The 15,968-nt window shown below is 71.8% G+C and carries 16 protein-coding genes and 1 pseudogene; 9 read left to right on the forward strand and 8 right to left on the reverse strand.

Annotation, left to right across the window (positions count from 1 at the left end):
* The first annotated feature begins 17 nt into the window (after positions 1–17).
* Positions 18–1,211 carry an RtcB family protein gene (locus QOL88_RS22450; protein ID WP_097218821.1) on the forward strand — a complete coding sequence of 398 codons (1,194 nt, stop codon included), beginning with the start codon at positions 18–20 and terminating at the stop codon, positions 1,209–1,211.
* A gap of 26 nt (positions 1,212–1,237) precedes the next feature.
* On the opposite strand, the gene QOL88_RS22455 is transcribed toward QOL88_RS22450, so the two are convergent.
* A complete protein-coding gene (locus QOL88_RS22455) occupies positions 1,238–2,014 on the reverse strand; it encodes an SDR family NAD(P)-dependent oxidoreductase (RefSeq protein ID WP_097218824.1) in 777 nt (258 codons plus the stop codon).
* Positions 2,015–2,111: 97 nt separating this feature from the next.
* Here QOL88_RS22455 and QOL88_RS22460 point away from each other — a divergent pair, with 97 nt between their 5' ends.
* Positions 2,112–2,492 (forward strand): ester cyclase, encoded by a 381-nt coding sequence (locus QOL88_RS22460; RefSeq protein ID WP_097218827.1) that lies wholly within the window; start codon positions 2,112–2,114, stop codon positions 2,490–2,492.
* A 15-nt stretch (positions 2,493–2,507) separates the two neighbouring features.
* Here the strand turns inward: QOL88_RS22460 and QOL88_RS22465 are convergent, their stop codons facing one another.
* Positions 2,508–2,843, reverse strand: coding sequence for a YnfA family protein (locus QOL88_RS22465; protein ID WP_030840287.1), 336 nt, complete (start codon positions 2,841–2,843; stop codon positions 2,508–2,510).
* On the opposite strand from QOL88_RS22465, the pseudogene QOL88_RS38890 reads away from it, so the two are divergent.
* Positions 2,779–3,033, forward strand: a pseudogene (locus tag QOL88_RS38890) (zinc-binding dehydrogenase); the annotation flags it as partial. The gene QOL88_RS22465 and the pseudogene QOL88_RS38890 sit on opposite strands and share 65 nt — an antisense overlap.
* Positions 3,034–3,046: 13 nt before the next feature.
* Here the strand turns inward: QOL88_RS38890 and QOL88_RS22475 are convergent.
* A complete protein-coding gene (locus QOL88_RS22475) occupies positions 3,047–3,889 on the reverse strand; it encodes a DUF6597 domain-containing transcriptional factor (protein ID WP_097218831.1) in 843 nt (280 codons plus the stop codon).
* Between the two features lie 62 nt (positions 3,890–3,951).
* On the opposite strand from QOL88_RS22475, the gene QOL88_RS22480 reads away from it, so the two are divergent.
* The 4 genes from QOL88_RS22480 to QOL88_RS22495 all read left to right on the forward strand — a co-directional run bounded on the left by QOL88_RS22480 (position 3,952) and on the right by QOL88_RS22495 (position 7,939).
* Positions 3,952–4,542 carry a TIGR03086 family metal-binding protein gene (locus QOL88_RS22480; protein ID WP_097218834.1) on the forward strand — a complete coding sequence of 197 codons (591 nt, stop codon included), beginning with the start codon at positions 3,952–3,954 and terminating at the stop codon, positions 4,540–4,542.
* A gap of 64 nt (positions 4,543–4,606) precedes the next feature.
* Positions 4,607–5,683 carry an LLM class flavin-dependent oxidoreductase gene (locus tag QOL88_RS22485; RefSeq protein ID WP_097218836.1) on the forward strand — a complete coding sequence of 359 codons (1,077 nt, stop codon included), beginning with the start codon at positions 4,607–4,609 and terminating at the stop codon, positions 5,681–5,683.
* A gap of 117 nt (positions 5,684–5,800) precedes the next feature.
* Positions 5,801–6,520 carry a response regulator transcription factor gene (locus QOL88_RS22490; RefSeq protein WP_097218838.1) on the forward strand — a complete coding sequence of 240 codons (720 nt, stop codon included), beginning with the start codon at positions 5,801–5,803 and terminating at the stop codon, positions 6,518–6,520.
* Positions 6,521–7,939 carry a sensor histidine kinase gene (locus QOL88_RS22495; RefSeq protein ID WP_097218839.1) on the forward strand — a complete coding sequence of 473 codons (1,419 nt, stop codon included), beginning with the start codon at positions 6,521–6,523 and terminating at the stop codon, positions 7,937–7,939. It begins immediately after the preceding gene.
* A gap of 25 nt (positions 7,940–7,964) precedes the next feature.
* Here the strand turns inward: QOL88_RS22495 and QOL88_RS22500 are convergent, their stop codons facing one another.
* The 5 genes from QOL88_RS22500 to QOL88_RS22520 are packed head-to-tail and all read right to left on the reverse strand — an operon-like array spanning position 7,965 to position 13,486.
* Positions 7,965–8,396, reverse strand: coding sequence for a PPOX class F420-dependent oxidoreductase (locus QOL88_RS22500; RefSeq protein WP_097218840.1), 432 nt, complete (start codon positions 8,394–8,396; stop codon positions 7,965–7,967).
* A 5-nt stretch (positions 8,397–8,401) separates the two neighbouring features.
* The gene (locus QOL88_RS22505; protein ID WP_097218841.1) at positions 8,402–9,649 is read right to left on the reverse strand and encodes an ATP-grasp domain-containing protein; all 1,248 of its coding nucleotides are present in this window, start codon (positions 9,647–9,649) and stop codon (positions 8,402–8,404) included.
* 2 nt (positions 9,650–9,651) lie between these two features.
* The gene (locus QOL88_RS22510; protein WP_097218842.1) at positions 9,652–10,908 is read right to left on the reverse strand and encodes an ATP-grasp domain-containing protein; all 1,257 of its coding nucleotides are present in this window, start codon (positions 10,906–10,908) and stop codon (positions 9,652–9,654) included.
* 57 nt (positions 10,909–10,965) lie between these two features.
* Complete coding sequence (locus QOL88_RS22515; protein WP_097218843.1) at positions 10,966–12,201, reverse strand: MFS transporter; 1,236 nt, start codon at positions 12,199–12,201, stop codon at positions 10,966–10,968.
* 1 nt (position 12,202) lies between these two features.
* Complete coding sequence (locus QOL88_RS22520; protein WP_097218844.1) at positions 12,203–13,486, reverse strand: ATP-grasp domain-containing protein; 1,284 nt, start codon at positions 13,484–13,486, stop codon at positions 12,203–12,205.
* 140 nt (positions 13,487–13,626) lie between these two features.
* Here QOL88_RS22520 and QOL88_RS22525 point away from each other — a divergent pair, with 140 nt between their 5' ends.
* Positions 13,627–14,727: a helix-turn-helix transcriptional regulator gene (locus tag QOL88_RS22525; RefSeq protein WP_097218845.1), complete on the forward strand. Its 1,101-nt coding sequence runs from the start codon at positions 13,627–13,629 to the stop codon at positions 14,725–14,727.
* A gap of 138 nt (positions 14,728–14,865) precedes the next feature.
* Positions 14,866–15,900, forward strand: a complete 1,035-nt coding sequence (locus QOL88_RS22530) for a LuxR family transcriptional regulator (RefSeq protein WP_143668879.1) — start codon at positions 14,866–14,868, stop codon at positions 15,898–15,900.
* The last annotated feature ends 68 nt before the right edge of the window (positions 15,901–15,968 follow it).

Genomic DNA, 15,968 nt, shown 5'->3' on the forward strand with positions numbered 1-15,968 from the left:
GGGGGATTGAGGGTGTTATGTCGTATGTAGAGATACCGGGTGCGAAGGTACCGATCCGGATGTGGACCGACCCGGCCACGGTCGAGGAGGGCGCGCTCCAGCAGCTGCGGAACGTGGCCACCCTGCCCTGGATCAAGGGCCTCGCCGTCATGCCCGACGTGCACTACGGCAAGGGCGCGACGGTCGGCTCGGTCATCGCGATGCGGGGTGCGGTGTGCCCGGCGGCGGTGGGCGTCGACATCGGCTGCGGAATGTCGGCGGTGAAGACGTCCCTGACGGCCAACGACCTGCCCGGCGATCTGTCCCGGCTGCGGTCGCGGATCGAGCAGGTGATTCCGGTGGGGCGGGGGATGCATGACGACCCGGTGGATCCGGGGCGGTTCCATGGAATGGCCACCGCCGGGTGGGACGACTTCTGGTCGCGGTTCGGCGGGGTCGCGGAAGCAGTCAAGTTCCGTCAGGAACGTGCCACCAAGCAGATGGGAACGCTCGGCGGAGGAAACCATTTTGTCGAGGTGTGCACGGATACCACCGGATCTGTCTGGCTGATGCTGCACTCCGGTTCCCGGAACATCGGCAAGGAACTGGCCGAGCACCACATCGGTGTGGCCCAGAAGCTCCCGCACAACCAGAACCTGGTCGACCGCGACCTCGCCGTGTTCGTCGCGGACACCCCGCAGATGGCGGCGTACCGCAACGACCTGTTCTGGGCGCAGGAGTACGCGAAGCGCAACCGCTCGATCATGATGGCGCTCCTCAAGGACGTGATCCGCAAGGAGTTCAAGAAGGCCAAGCCCACCTTCGAGCCGGAGATCAGCGCGCACCACAACTACGTGGCCGAGGAGCGCTACGACGGGATGGACCTGCTCGTGACCCGCAAGGGCGCGATCCGGGCCGGCTCCGGCGAGTACGGGATCATCCCCGGCTCCATGGGCACGGGTTCGTACATAGTGAAGGGCCTCGGCAACGCCAAGTCCTTCAACTCGGCCTCGCACGGCGCGGGCCGGCGCATGAGCCGCAACGCGGCCAAGCGCCGGTTCACCACGAAGGACCTGGAACAGCAGACCCAGGGCGTGGAGTGCCGCAAGGACTCCGGGGTCGTCGACGAGATTCCCGGCGCCTACAAGCCGATCGAGCAGGTCATCGACCAGCAGCGCGACCTCGTGGAGGTCGTGGCGCAGATCAAGCAGGTCGTGTGCGTGAAGGGCTGACCGGCTGCGTGAAGGGCTGACCGGCGCTACGCGTCCCGGTGCACCTTCGTGTTGGACGCCTGGGCGCGGGGGCGCAGGACCAGGAGGTCGACGTTGACGTGGGCGGGGCGGGTGACCGCCCACGTGATCGTGTCGGCGACGTCGTCGGCCGTGAGGGGCTCGGCGACGCCCTGGTAGACCTTGGCCGCCTTCTCCTCGTCGCCGCCGAAGCGGGTCAGGGCGAACTCGTCCGTCTTGACCATGCCGGGGGCGATCTCGATGACCCGGACCGGCTGTCCGACGATCTCCAGGCGCAGGGTCTCGGCGAGGACGTGGGAGCCGTGCTTGGCGGCGACGTAGCCGCCGCCGCCCTCGTAGGTGCCGTGGCCGGCGGTGGAGGAGACGACCACGACCGTGCCGTCGCCGCTCGCGATCAGCTTGGGCAGCAGGGCCTGGGTGAGGTTGAGGGTGCCGATGACGTTCGTCTCGTACATCTGCCGCCAGTCGGCCGGGTCGCCGGTGGCGACCGGGTCGGCGCCGAGCGCGCCGCCCGCGTTGTTGACCAGCACGCCGATCGTCTTGAACGCCGTGGCGAACTCGTCGACCGCGGCGCGGTCGGTGACGTCGAGGGGGTACGCCGTGGCCTGGTGGCCCGCTGCGGTGATCTCCTCGGCCAGGGCCTCGATGCGGTCCTTGCGGCGCGCGGTGAGGACGACGCGGTAGCCCGCCGCGGCGAGTTGCCGGGCCGTGGCGGCGCCGATCCCGCTGCTCGCACCCGTGACGACGGCGATACGGGAGGCTGCGGGCGGGGCGGCGGTGGCCATGGGGTGCTCCTCGGGTCCTCGGGCGTGGGCGGGCCCGGCGTCCGCGTCGGGCCCGTGGCCAGGATAGGCGGGGCCTTGGGCGGGAGAACGAGGACGGGTGATCCCCGGTGAGGGTGAGCTGCGCGGGCGCGACTCGATCGTCGAGTTCTGGCGGACGATGACCGGGGCGTTGCCCGGGGCGACGTTCGAGGTGCCGCACTCCTGCGAGGCCGGGGACACGGCCATCGACGAGGGGATCCACCGCGGGCGGAACACCGGGCCGCTGGAGCTGGCCAACGGCGAGACGCTGCCGCCGACGCAGAAGGAGGTCCGGATCCGCGGGGTGGACATCCACCAGCGCCGCCGCCGCGGCCAGCCGCACCGCCCGCCGCCTCCTCTCGCCACCGTGCGGGACGGGCGGATCGTCGACTACCGGCTGTACTTCGACGAAATGGATTTCCTCGGGCAGCTGGGCCTGCTGTCCGACGAGCCGTTCTGAGGCCCGGGGGTCCGGTCAGTTTCCCCGCGGGGCGTACATGATGACGGCCATGCCCGCGAGGCAGACCAGCGCGCCCGTGATGTCCCAGCGGTCCGGGCGGTAGCCGTCCGCGACCACGCCCCACAGGATCGAACCGGCGACGAAGATCCCGCCGTACGCGGCGAGGACGCGGCCGAAGTGGGCGTCGGGCTGGAAGGTCGCGACGAAGCCGTAGGCGCCGAGCGCGAGGACGCCGCCGGCCGCCCAGAGCCAGCCCTTGTTCTCGCGCACGCCCTGCCAGACGAGCCAGGCGCCGCCGATCTCGAGGAGCGCGGCGAGGACGAAGAGGGCGGCGGAGCGGAGCACGGACATGGCGGTCAGCTTCGCACGCCCGGCAGAGGTGAGCCCGGACGGGGCGCGGCCGGCGGAGCTGGTGCGGCTGGTGGACGAGGGAGTGCTGACGGCGCGGGTGGCCGGGACGTTCGCCCTGGGGGACGCCGCGAAGGCGCACGCCCGGCTGGACGGGGGCGGTGTGCGGGGGCGGCTGGTGATCGTGCCCTGAGAAGTACGGGCTCTCAGGGCTCGGCGCGTCCGGCCCGGGTCTCCGCCGCGTACGCGGTGGGCGGCACCCCCACCGTCGCCGTGAAGTCCCGTACGAGGTGGGCCTGGTCGGCGTAGCCGAGGTCGGCGGCGAGGGTGGCCCAGTCGATGTCGTCGCGGGTGCCGGCCTGTTCCAGGGCCTCGTGGATGCGGTAGCGGAGGATGACCCACTTGGGGCTCACCCCCACGCAGGTGGCGAACAGCCGTTGCAGGGCACGCACCGACAGGCCCTCGGCGCGGGCGAAGTCGCCGACGCGGCGCACGGTGCGGTCGGCGCGGATGTGCCGGACGAGATCGATCGCGAGGTCGGCCTGCGGGTCCGGGGCGTGGGGCAGGGAGAGCAGGAAGGCGTCCAGGGCGGCCACCCGGGCCTGGTCGCCGGCGGCGGTGACGACGGTGCGGGCGGTGTCGCCGGTGATCTGCGGGAACACCTCCCGGGCGGGCAGCGCGCGGCCCGTCCACCGGGAGACGGGTACCTCGGGGGTGTAGGGCCGGAAGCCGCCGGGGCGGAACTTCGCCCCGCAGACGCGGCCCCGTCCGGTCAGCTTCCTGGTGTACAGACCCAGGGCGACGCCGGTGACCTCGGCGTACGGCGGCCCTTCCGTCTCACCGGACTCGTCCCACTGGAAGGTGAGGTTGACGGCGGGGTGCGGGACGACGTGGGAGGCGTAGGGCGCGGGCAGGTCCCAGTCGATGAGCCAGTACCACTCGACGTACCGGCGCAGGGGCTCGGCGGGCTCGTGGCGGCGGAATCGGACGCGGTCGAGCAGCGCGGACGGGTCGACGATCCCGCGGGTGTCGTGGCGGGGTGCCTCCATGGCCGGATCGTACGTCGCGTTTCTTCAAGAGGGGCGGACCCCGGCCTGCCTAGGGTCGGGGTATGGACACGAACGCGGTGAGGACCCACGGCATCGGTGAGCTGCTGGCCCTGGCGAGGGAGCGGGCGGTGCCGGTGGTGCGGGGCATTCCGGACGCGGCGCTGGCCGCTCCCACGCCCTGCGCCGAGTACGACGTGCGGGCTCTGGTCGATCACCTCTTCCAGGTGATCGCGCAGTTCCAGCGGCTGGCCGCGAAGGAGGCGTCGGACTTCGGTGAGACGGCCGGTGTGGTCGCCGAGGATCCCGGATGGCGTGAGCGGTTCGCGCGGGAGGCGGACCGGCTGGTGGCGGCCTGGTCCGTGCCGGGTGCCGAGGAGGGCACGACCGGTGCGATGGACATGCCGGCCCGGCTGGTCGGCTCGATGGCGCTGCTCGATCTGACGGTGCACGTGTGGGACCTGGCGCGGGCGACGGGCCAGGACTTCCCGGGCGCCGACGAGGCGGTCGTGACGGAGCTGGCGGGCGCGGTGGACCAGCTGGCGCCGACGGCCCGGAAGATGGGCGTGTTCGGGGAGCCGGTTCCCGAGGGTGCGGGCGCGTCGGCGTTCGAGCGGCTGCTGGCGCGGACCGGCAGGGACCCCCGCTGGGAATAGCCCCACGTGGGCCGCCGTTCTCCAGGTATGGTTGAACCGTAAACAACCTGGAGGGTGAGCGACCATGCAGTTCGGGATCTTCAGCGTCGGCGACGTCACGCCCGACCCGACCACCGGCCGGACCCCGACCGAGCGCGAGCGGATCAAGGCCATGGTCGCCATCGCGCTGAAGGCCGAGGAGGTGGGGCTCGACGTCTTCGCGACCGGCGAGCACCACAACCCGCCCTTCGTGCCCTCGTCGCCGACCACGATGCTCGGCTACGTCGCGGCCCGCACCGAGCGGCTGATCCTCTCCACGGCCACGACCCTGATCACCACCAACGACCCGGTGAAGATCGCCGAGGACTTCGCGATGCTCCAGCACCTGGCCGACGGCCGGGTGGACCTGATGCTGGGCCGCGGGAACACCGGCCCGGTCTACCCCTGGTTCGGGCAGGACATCCGGCAGGGCATCAACCTCGCCGTCGAGAACTACGCCCTGCTCCACCGCCTGTGGCGCGAGGACGTCGTCGACTGGGAGGGGAAGTTCCGCACGCCCCTGCAGGGCTTCACGGCCACGCCCCGCCCGCTGGACGGCATACCGCCCTTCGTCTGGCACGGCTCCATCCGCTCCCCGGAGATCGCCGAGCAGGCCGCGTACTACGGCGACGGCTTCTTCCACAACAACATCTTCTGGCCGGCCGACCACACCAAGCGCATGGTCGAGCTGTACCGCACGCGCTACGCCCACTACGGCCACGGCACGCCCGAGCAGGCGATCGTCGGACTCGGCGGGCACGTCTTCATGCGGAAGAACTCCCAGGACGCGGTGCGCGAGTTCCGGCCCTACTTCGACGTCGCGCCGGTGTACGGCCACGGGCCGTCGCTGGAGGACTTCACGGAGCAGACGCCGCTGACCGTCGGCTCCCCGCAGCAGGTCGTCGAGAAGACGCTGGCCTTTCGCGAGTACGCCGGCGACTACCAGCGCCAGCTGTTCCTGATCGACCACGCCGGGCTGCCGCTGAAGACCGTGCTGGAGCAGATCGACCTGCTGGGCGAGGAGGTCGTGCCGGCGCTGCGCAAGGAGTTCGCCGTGGACCGCCCGGCGGACGTGCCGGACGCCCCGACGCACGCGTCCCGCCTCGCCCGCGACCCTCGGTGAGGAGACGGCAGGACCCGGCTCCCGGGTTGCCCGGCCCCCGGTGAGAGGGGAGTAAGAAGGACGCCCCGGCGCAGCGCATACGGCCTGGGGGGCCGGGCGGCTTGGCACACTGGACGCGTGCCCCACACCGTGCTGCTCGCCGAAGACGACCGCGCCATCCGCAACGCCCTGGAGCGTGCCCTGACCCTGGAGGGCTACCAGGTCATGGCGGTCGCCGACGGGGTCGAGGCGCTCGCGCAGGCCCACCGCAACCGCCCGGACGTGCTCCTCCTGGACGTGATGATGCCCGGCATCGACGGGCTCCAGGTGTGCCGGGTGCTGCGCGCCGAGGGCGACCGCACGCCGGTGCTGATGCTGACGGCCCTCGTCGAGACGGCCGACCGGATCGCCGGGCTGGACGCGGGCGCCGACGACTACGTGGTCAAGCCCTTCGACGTGGAGGAGGTCTTCGCCCGGCTGCGCGCCCTGCTGCGCCGCACCAGCCCGGTGGGCGCCGGCGGCGCACCCGCGGCCGAGGCTCCCAAGGCGCTCCCGGAGCGGTTCATCGAGGCGGCCGGCATCCGCATGGACCCGCAGGCGCGCCGGGCCTGGCGCGGCGCGCGCGAGCTGGAACTGACCCGCACCGAGTTCGAGCTGCTGGAACTGCTGGTGCGCAACGCGGGCATCGTCCTCGACCACTCCACGATCTACGACCGCATCTGGGGCTACGACTTCGGGCCCGGCTCGAAGAACCTCGCCGTCTACGTCGGCTACCTGCGCCGCAAGCTCGACGAGCCGGACGCGCCGCAGCTGATCCACACGGTGCGCGGCGTGGGTTACGTGCTGCGGGAGGACTGAGTGGGGCGCCTGCGCCGCCTGCTGGCCGGGCGGCGGCCGAAGCTGGTCTCGCTGCGCACCACGTTCGCCGTGTCGTTCGCGGCGGTGACGGCGGCCGTGACGATCCTGGTCGGCATCCTGTCCTACAGCGCGGCCGCCCGGCTGGTGCGGGTGGACCAGCAGACGGTCTTCGACGAGGTCGTGCAGGACCTGCGCGACGAGGTGCGGCAGAACCACATGACGCCCGGCGACTTCTCGTCCGCCGCGCCCGGCCACGACCTCGTACGGCCCGCCCGCACCGACGTGCAGGTGCTCGGCCCGGACGGGCACGTCGTCGACGCGGGCAGTCCGGGGCTGCCGGTCACCGGCACCGACGCGCGGATCGCCGCCGAGGAGCCGTCCGGGCAGGTGGCCGAGCACAAGGACGTCGACGTGGGCAGCGACGTCTACCGCGTCGCCACCGTCTCCCTCGGCGGCGGGCGGGGTGCGGTGCAGGTCGCGCAGGAGTTCAGCGACGTCGAGGACCTGCTGCGGGCGCTCCAGCAGCGGACGCTGCTGCTGATGGCCGCCGTGGTGGTGGGCGCGGGCTTGTTCGGCTGGTGGCTGGCCCGGCGGATCACCCGCCGCCTGGTCGTGCTGACCGACGCCGCCGAGGACGTCGCCCGCACCCGCCGGCTGGGCATCCAGGTGCCGGTGGCCGGTCATGACGAGGTGGGCCGGCTCGGCCGGGCCTTCGACCGCATGCTGGGCCGCCTCGCGCAGTCCGAGGAGGACCAGCGCCGTCTGGTCCAGGACGCGGGCCACGAGCTGCGCACGCCGCTGACCTCGCTGCGTACCAACATCTCCCTGCTGCGCCGGATCGACGAACTCCCGCCGACGGCCCGCGAGGAACTGGTCGCCGACCTGGGCCAGGAGGCCCGGGAGCTGACCGACCTGGTCAACGAGCTGGTGGATCTCGCGGCCGGGCAGTCCGACACCGAGCCGCCGCGCCGGGTGGACCTCGCCGACATCGCCGAGGAGGTGGCGGGGGTGGCCCGGCGCCGCAGCGGCCGGGAGATCCGGCTGCGCGCGAGTGGCGACACCACGACCGACGGACGGCCCGGGATGCTGACCCGGGCGCTGTCCAACCTCGTGGAGAACGCGGTGAAGTTCGACCAGGGCGGCAGGGCACCCGTCGAGATCGTCGTCTCGGGGCCCGCCCGGCCCGGCCGGATCCGGGTCGAGGTCCTCGACCGGGGGCCGGGCATCGCCGAGCGCGACCTCACCCGGGTCTTCGACCGCTTCTACCGCGCCGCCGACGCCCGCTCCCTGCCGGGCTCGGGCCTCGGCCTGTCCATCGTCCGCGAGGTGGCCCTCGCCCACGGGGGAGCGCCCTTCGCGTTCCGGCGGGAGGGCGGCGGCACGGTCACCGGCTTCACGGTGGGCGGCGGCCTCGACTGACGCGGCGGGCCTCCCGTCCGTGCCGCTAGTCCGCGATGCCGCCGTACGCGAGGACCTCGTGCACCGTCGCCCGCACCAGGTACTCACCCGGCACGGAGTTGCGCTCGCCGTACCGGCCGGCCAGGTCCTCGCCCATGTAGCGCGCGCCGATGCGGGTCGCCCAGTGGCGCAGCTCCTCGGGGTCCTGGGTGAGCTGCGCCGTGCAGTCGAGCATCACGTAGCTGTACGGCGGCTCCTGGTCGTCCACGCACAGCGCGAACCGAGGGGAGCGCAGCAGCGCCCTGGCCTTGAGGGAGGCGTGCCAGGTGGTGAACACGATCTGCGGTGCGCCGTCGGGGGTGTCGTCCAGGAGGAACCACACCGGGGTGACGTGGGGCCGTCCGTCCTTGCGATGCGTCGCCAGCTTCCCCGTGCGGGTGCCGGTGAGGACGAACGACCTCCACTGCCCTTCGGACATCGGCCTCACGCGGCGACCGTCTCCGCCGCCGGCATCGCCACAGCCGATACCCGGAACCCGCCGGCCGTCTCCTTCAGCGCGGCCTCCACCTCCCCGCTCGCGCGCCCGCGGAAGCGGAACCGGCCGCCGACGTGCTCGTAGTAGGCGTCCGCGAGCGGCAGGACCTCGCCCACGTCGAGCAGGGCCTCGGCGTAGGGGCCGGGGGTGCGGCCGGTCATCGGCGTGACCTCGGTGATGCGGCAGGGGCGCGCGGCCGGGGCCGGGATCAGGAGGTAGCCGCCGAACTCGCGGTCCGGCTTCGGCGCGCCGGGCGGCAGGGGGCGGCCCAGCTGGAACCGGAAGGCCGCGTGCATCAGGTCGTAGTCGTGCACCTCGCGCCACACGAAGGCGATCTCGGCGCCGCCGACCCGCGCCCCGACCTCCAGGAAGCTGACGTGCGGCCGGCCCGCGACGGTGTCGACGAACACCTCCAGGTGGAAGACGGTCGCCTGCCCGGTCAGGGCCTTCAGGGCCTCGACGGCGTAGGCGCCGATCGCCGCGAGGACCCCCTCGTCGTCCTCCTCGACCGAGCCGAGGAAGCTGCCCGTGCGGAAGCCCAGGCAGGTGTTGACGTACCGGGACGCGGTCCAGTGCAGCAGCTCGGAGCCGGTGAAGACGCCGTCGACGTGGTAGATCCGGCCCGCCTGGAAGCGCTGCACGAGCAGCGGTTCGCCGGTGAAGTCCAGCCGGGGTACGTCCTCGGGGCCGTCGAGCCGTACGACGCCCTCGCTGCAACTGCCCCGGGTGGGCTTCACCACCAGCGGCCAGCCGTGCGTCCGGCCGAAGTCCACGACGGTGCGGGCGTCGGGTGCGAGGGCGAAGTCCGGTACGTCGAGACCGGCTTCGGCGACGGCGGTGGCCATCAGGAACTTGTCGCGGAACGGCTCCAGGAACTCCGTGCGCGGGCCCGGGCAGTCCCACTCCTCGCGCAGGGCCGCCGCGACCAGCAGGTCGTCCTCCTTGAGGGTGACGATGCCCTGGGGCGGTCCGTACCGGGCGGCGAGCAGCCGGGTGGCGGCGCGTACGGCCTCCAGGTCGTCGGTGCGCTCGACCAGGACGACGTCGACGGCGGCCTGAGGCACGGAGGGCAGGCCCACTTCGGTGGTGATGTACGAGACGTGGTGGGTGTCGTGGTCCACGTACGCGGCATAGCGGGCGTAGCTCTCGCGCCAGCGGTTGATGACCACGAGGTGCGGCTTCGGGGCGCGGGGCATGCTCACTCCTCCCCGGCCAGCTCGTACATGCCCTCGCCGTCGAGGTAGTGGATGGTGCCGATGTCGCGCATGACGACCTCCTCCATCTCGTGGAAGAGCCGCACGAAGCCGACGTAGGTCATGTCGTCGGTGGTGGGCACGATCTCGCCGCCGGCGGGGACGAACTGCGAGAAGTCGTAGAAGCTCTCCAGCTTCTTGATGTCCTCGATGTGGCGCAGCGCGGCGAGCCGGCCGGTGGTCGGGGAGACCAGGCCGACGGAGGCGAAGTGCTGCTTGATCGTGTAGTCCTGGGCGTGCCGGGCCTGGAAGCGCTCGGGCCGGACGTAGGCGTCGACGGCCCAGTCGAAGGGGGACTCGCCGGTGGCGTGACGGACGTAGTACGGCAGGTCGCCGCCGCAGATCCGGGCGCCCATCTCGATCAGCACCGGCCCCTCGGGGGTGAGCTTCAGCTCGATGTGGGCGGGGCCGTGCCGCACGCCGAGGGCGTCCAGGACGCTCAGCGCGTAGGGGACCAGCCGGTCCTGCACATCGCCGCGACGGGGCAGCAGGTAGACGGAGTTGGAGATGTCGTGCACGCCGTTCACCGAGATGCGGGTGGTGGCGATGATGTCGGTGACGTGGTGGCGGCCGTCCCGGCTGACGGTGTTGACCATGTACTCGCCGCCGTAGAGGTACTCCTGGGCGACGACGCCCTCGTTGCGCTGCGAGAACAGGTTGTCGGCGCCGGTGAGTTCGCGGAAGGCGGCGGCGCTGTCCTGCGGGGTGTCGCAGAACCGGATGCCGTCGTTGCCGGCGCTGGACAGGGGCTTCACGACGACGCGGCCGCCGTGCTCCGCGTGCCAGGCCTCCAGTTCGTCGGCGCTGGTGGCCAGCAGCTGGCGGGCGCCGCGCAGCCCGGCCGCCTTGATCGTCTCGATCATCGTGAACTTGTCGCGGCGGGCCTTGCTGAGGGCGGTGCCGTTGGTGGGCAGGCCCAGCGCCTCGCTGAGCCGGTCGGCGAACTCGACGCCGAACTCGTGCCCGGCCATGACGGCGACCGGCTCGTAGGCGCTCACCCGGCGCAGGGTGTCCTCGAAGTCCCCGTGGTGGACGATGTTGTCCGCGTAGAGGGACAGGTCGAGCGAGGAGGCGAAGGCCGCCGGCTGCTCGGGGGTGCTCTGCACGCGCACGCACTCATAGCCGGCGTCGCGGAACTCCGGCGGGTAGAACCGCGCCGTGCCGAAGGCGTCGACGAGGACGACGTGACCCTTGGTGCTCATCACTTCTCCTTGCTGCGTCAGGGGGTTGTGAGGTCGGGCGGGTGGCCGTGCGGCGGCTCAGGCCTTCGCTTCGGCCAGGGCGGCGCGGTCGGGCTCCGGTGTGCTGCTCCCGGTGGGGCGGCGGCCCAGCCAGAGGTGTCCCGTGAGGGCGAGGGCGGACAGGGCGGCACCGGCCAGGCCGATGACGACGAAGGCCCAGCGGGGGCCGGCCGAGTCCTGGACCGCTCCGGACAGGGCGGGTCCGACGCTGTTGCCGACGGTGAGGGCGGCGCTGTAGCAGCCCATGACGACGCCGCGGGAGCCTTCCGGGGCGAGGGCGCTGGCCGCGCTGCCGGTGGAGGCGAACGCGGGTGAGCACAGGGCCGCCGGGAGCACCATGGCGAGGCAGAGCAGCCGCCAGTCGCCGGTCGCGAAGCCGCCGACGACGGTGGTGAGCCCGACCAGGCCGGCGATGACGGCGAAGCCGGGCGGGCGCTTGATCGTGCCGTAGACGAGGGCGCCGATCAGCGAGCAGAACCCGCAGACGGTCAGCACCAGGCCGGAGAACTCCATCTGGCCCGCGTGGCGCAGTCCGCCGACGATGGCCGTCTCGTACCCGGCGGTGGCCAGGGTGGTGGCGGTGGTCGCCATGAGGACGGGCACCAGGGCGGGCGTGAACCACTGCCGGAACGTCGGCTTCGGTGGCTGGGTGCCGGTGGCGGCCGGGGATGTGGCCGCCTTCACCGCCGGGTCGAGCGCGGCGAGTCCGAGCCCCGCGAGGCTGATGATGACGCCGAGTCCGCGCATGGAGGCCGTGCTGGAGACGGCGGTGGCGACGGTGACGCCGAGGGCGGGGCCCACCATGTACGAGATGTTGGAGGTCATGGCGTCCAGGGCGAAGGCCGCGTTGCGGTCCTCGTCGGGGATCGCCACCGCCAGCCGCAGCCGCACCAGGGCGAAGCCGGGCAGGTTGAGCAGCCCGACCGCGAGCGCGCCGGCGATCAGCCCCTCGTAGGGCAGCAGCGGGCCCAGGCCCCAGAAAAGCACCTGGGCGGCGACCGAGGCCAGCAGCACCGGGCGGGCTCCGTGGCGGTCCATCATGCGGCCCTGGAGGGGCCCGCCGATGCCCACGCCGACCGTCCAGGCCGTGATGACCAGTCCGGCGGCGCCGAACCCGCGGTCCAGGCCGAGGACCACGGCGAGGTTCAGGACGACGGGGATCGCCACCACGGCGATCTTGGAGAACAGGCCCAGGAGCATCAGCGATCCGATGCCCTGGTGGGCCAGCACCTTGCGATACGTTTTCATGTTCATGTCACTGAACCGGTTCCGTCAGGTCGGGCACGGCGGCCCCCACGGCCCGCGCGATCTGCGCCAGGAGCGCCTCGGCGGTGAACCGGTGCCGCCGCCACAACGAGGCGAGCTTCGCGGGCAGTTCGGGCCGGTCCTCGAGTGCGCAGGTGAGGATGATGTTGGGGTGCCGCACACCGTCGATGGTGAGGGTCTGGGTGCGGACGACGTCCAGCTCGCGGCCGGCGTCGCGGACGAACTCCGGTGTCGGGTCGTGGATCGGGAACTGCAGGCACACCTGCCGGACGGGTGCCACGGCCGGCACCCCGGGCGCGGGCCAGCTGCCGTCCAGGATCGACAGCAGACAGTCGTAGGTGTTGAAGCCGGACGCGGCGATGCAGGGGGTGGTGGTGCCGGTGACCCGGGGGTTGATCTCCAGGATCTTGTAACGCCCGTCCTGGTAGATCATGTCGATCCCGATGGCGCCCTCCAGGTCCAGCGCGCGGCACAGCGCCTGGAGCTTCTCGGCGACGGGCGCGAACGCCTCGTCGTGCCCGGGGCGCGGAGCGGCGTAGCGCAGCCGGCCGAAGTTGAAGACCGGTCCGGCCTCGGCCGGGCCCTGCCACACCCGGGGCTGCACCACGTAGGAACCGCGGGCGCCCACGACCTCCACCGAGCAGATCTCCCCGGAGACGCACTGCTCCAGAATGAAATTGCCGTCGTGCGGCCGGGCCAGATGCTCCTGGAGTTCACTCTCGTCGGATATCGCCACCATGCCGACGCCCATGCAGTCCCACAACGGCTTGCTGATCAACGGATATCCGAGATCGGAAGCCTGCATCAGAATGGAGTCGACATAGGCGGGGATCCGCAGTCCGCGGCCGGCCAGCACATCGCTGTCGACGAGGATGCCGCCGGGTATGTCGAAGCCGTGGTCCCGCAGCAGGCCCTTCGTCTCCCACTTGTTGGAGCCGACGTGCACGGCCGCCAGGCTGTGGCCGACCATGGGGATGCCGACGGGCTCCAGGATCCGCTTCACCACCGCGTCACGCAGGGCGTTCTCATCCGCGATGGACAGCGACACCACGCCGTCGGCGGACCAGTCGATCACCTTCTTGGCGAGTTCCGCCGGCGAGATGTCGCCGGGCAGCTTCTCGGCCGTACCCGGAAAGTCGTCCGGCCCGCAATCGCCGTCCGTGTAAAAGAGTTTGGCTTCTATTCCCTCCCGTTCGAACCTCGACTCAAGACTTGTGAGATAAGGCTTGGTCTGCTGAATCTCGATGGATCGCAGGAAAGCGATTCGGCGCATTCTTCACCCTTTCGGGGGGCCATGGCCGCACAGCCATGCCGATTCGTGCAGCGCGATACGAGGATTCTGGCAGCGTTCCTGCGCCGAGCGGAGAGATAATCGGTGGCCCAAGGTGGCCTGACCGGAAGAGGAAGCCGACGATGGAGCGTTCGGGAACACAGCAGCGGGAACCGGAACCGACGCTCCGGCAGGGCTCGTTGCTGCTCTACGAGTGGACCCTGCGCCACGGCACGCTCCGTGACCCCGGCGAGGCCGCCCGGGAACTGGGGCTTGCCGAAGGGGAGTTGAGCATAGCCGCCGACGACCTGGCGCGCCTCGGTCTGCTCCAGCGGCTCGGCGACGACGAGGCGTGGACGCCGGTGGACCCGACCGTCGCGGAGGTGACCGCGCGGGCCCCGCTGGAGCGCGAGATACGCGAACGGCAGCGGGAGTTGACCCGGCTGCACACCCGGCTGAGGCCGCTTGCCGCGCTGTTCGCCGAGCACTCCCGCAGCGGGCGCAGAACCGACCGGCTCCGGCAGGTGGACAGCCCCGCCGAGGTGCGGCGGGAGCTGTCGGCGATGACCCGGCTGTGCATGGAGGAGATGGTCAGCATCCAGCCCGGCGGCGGCCGCAGCCCGAACACGCTGCACGGGATCGTCGCCGAGAGCGTCGGGATGCTGGAGCGGGGGGTGCGGGTGCGCACGCTCTACCAGCACACCGCGCGGGCGAGCCTCACGACCCAGACCTATGTGCGTGCCGTGTCGGCGGCGGGCGCGCAGATCCGCACCACCGCCGAGGTGTTCGACCGGGTCATCATCTTCGACCGGGAGACCGCGTTCGTTCCGCAGCCCCGCGTCGAGGGACGCCCGCCGGGCGCGTCGATCGTCACCGACCCGACCGTCGTGGGGTTCCTGTACCGGATGTTCGAGACGCTGTGGCGGTCCGGGCGGCCGTTCGACCTCGACGACGTGAACGGCGGACGGCTCACCGAGCAGGCCGAGACCGCCCAGGACCGGCTGGCCTCCGACGATCTGAAACTGGCCATCCTGCGGCTGATGGCGGCCGGCCTCAAGGACGACGTGATCGCCCGCCGCCTCGGCATGGCCCCCCGCACCCTGCGCCGTCACCTGCGGGACATCACCGACGAACTCGACGCCGAGAGCAGGTTCCAGGCCGGATACCGCGCCTGGCGCCTGGGACTGCCCCTGGAGGACGGGGCCGGCGACGGGGAGCCCGAGGACCGGGCGGTGGACGGGTAGGCCTGACCGGAAGTCGCCCCCGCCCGCGGAAATATTGCCCCGGCATTACGCTGCGCGATTGTCTGCACGCGGACAGATGGGAAAGAGTTACACTCTCGCGGGTTTGCGACTACCGACCTCACTCCGGGGGAGTTGGCGATGAGTCCAGCAAAGTCCGTGGTCCCGATACCCAGCACCAGAGCCCGCTCGACCTATGTCGAGTTGCTCCGCAAGGAATGGCTCGGGCAGTCGGGCGGCAGTGCCGAACCGGTCCGCCGGGAGGACTGCGACCTCGACGAGGGCACGCTCGGCGAGCTGTTGGCGATGGGCATGGTCAGTCAGGATCCGGCCGCACCCGAGCAGGTGTCCGTCGTCGACCCCGGCGTGGTGGAGGCCCGGCTCGGGGCCCTGCTGCGGTCCACGGCCCTGACCATGCTGGACGAGGCCCGCAGCCTGACCGACCTGTTGCAGCCCCTGATCGCCGAGTCGCGCAAGGGCCCGCGCCCGCAGGACGGCGAGCCCATCGTCCGTATCGAGGGCAAGGCCGCGATCAGCGCGATCGTCAACGAGTCGGTGCAGCAGGCCACCAAGGAGCTGTTCACCGCGCAGCCCGGCGGCGGGCGGCCCAAGGACACGTTGGAGAAGGTGCGGATGCAGACGGCCGAGCTGCTCGGCCGCGGTGTGGAGGTCCGCACGCTCTACCAGCACACGGCTTGGCACGACAGCCCGACCCGGCAGTACGTGGCCGACATGACCGCGCTCGGCGCCCAGGTGCGCACCATGGACGAGCTGTTCGACCGGCTGATCGTCATCGACCGCAGCGTGGCGTTCATCCCGGCCGACAACGAACGCGACCAGGCGGTGATCATCCGGGAGCCGGCCGTCGTACGGTTCCTCGTGGGCGTGTTCGAGCGCAACTGGCTGCGGGCGAAGCCGTTCGAGGGATCGCGCACGCCGAACGAGTCCAGCCACATCAGCGGGGTGCTGCGCGAGACCATCATCCGCTGCCTGATCAACGGCGACAGCGACACCGCGATCGCCAAGCGGATCGGGCTGAGCACCCGGGCCTACGCCACGCACCTGGCCAAGCTGAAGTCCGAGCTCAAGGCGGAGACCCGGTTCCAGCTCGGCTACCAGCTGGGCATGCTGGCGGCCCGTTCGGTCGCGGAACCGGGAGACATGGCCGGGCCGTGAGCCACCGGCACGGAAGAGGGCCGCGAGCGGAGGGATGCTCGCGGCCTTCGGCGTGTGAACAGGGCCGC

This window comes from Streptomyces sp. Ag82_O1-12 (assembly GCF_900182715.1).
Lineage (GTDB): Bacteria > Actinomycetota > Actinomycetes > Streptomycetales > Streptomycetaceae > Streptomyces > Streptomyces massasporeus.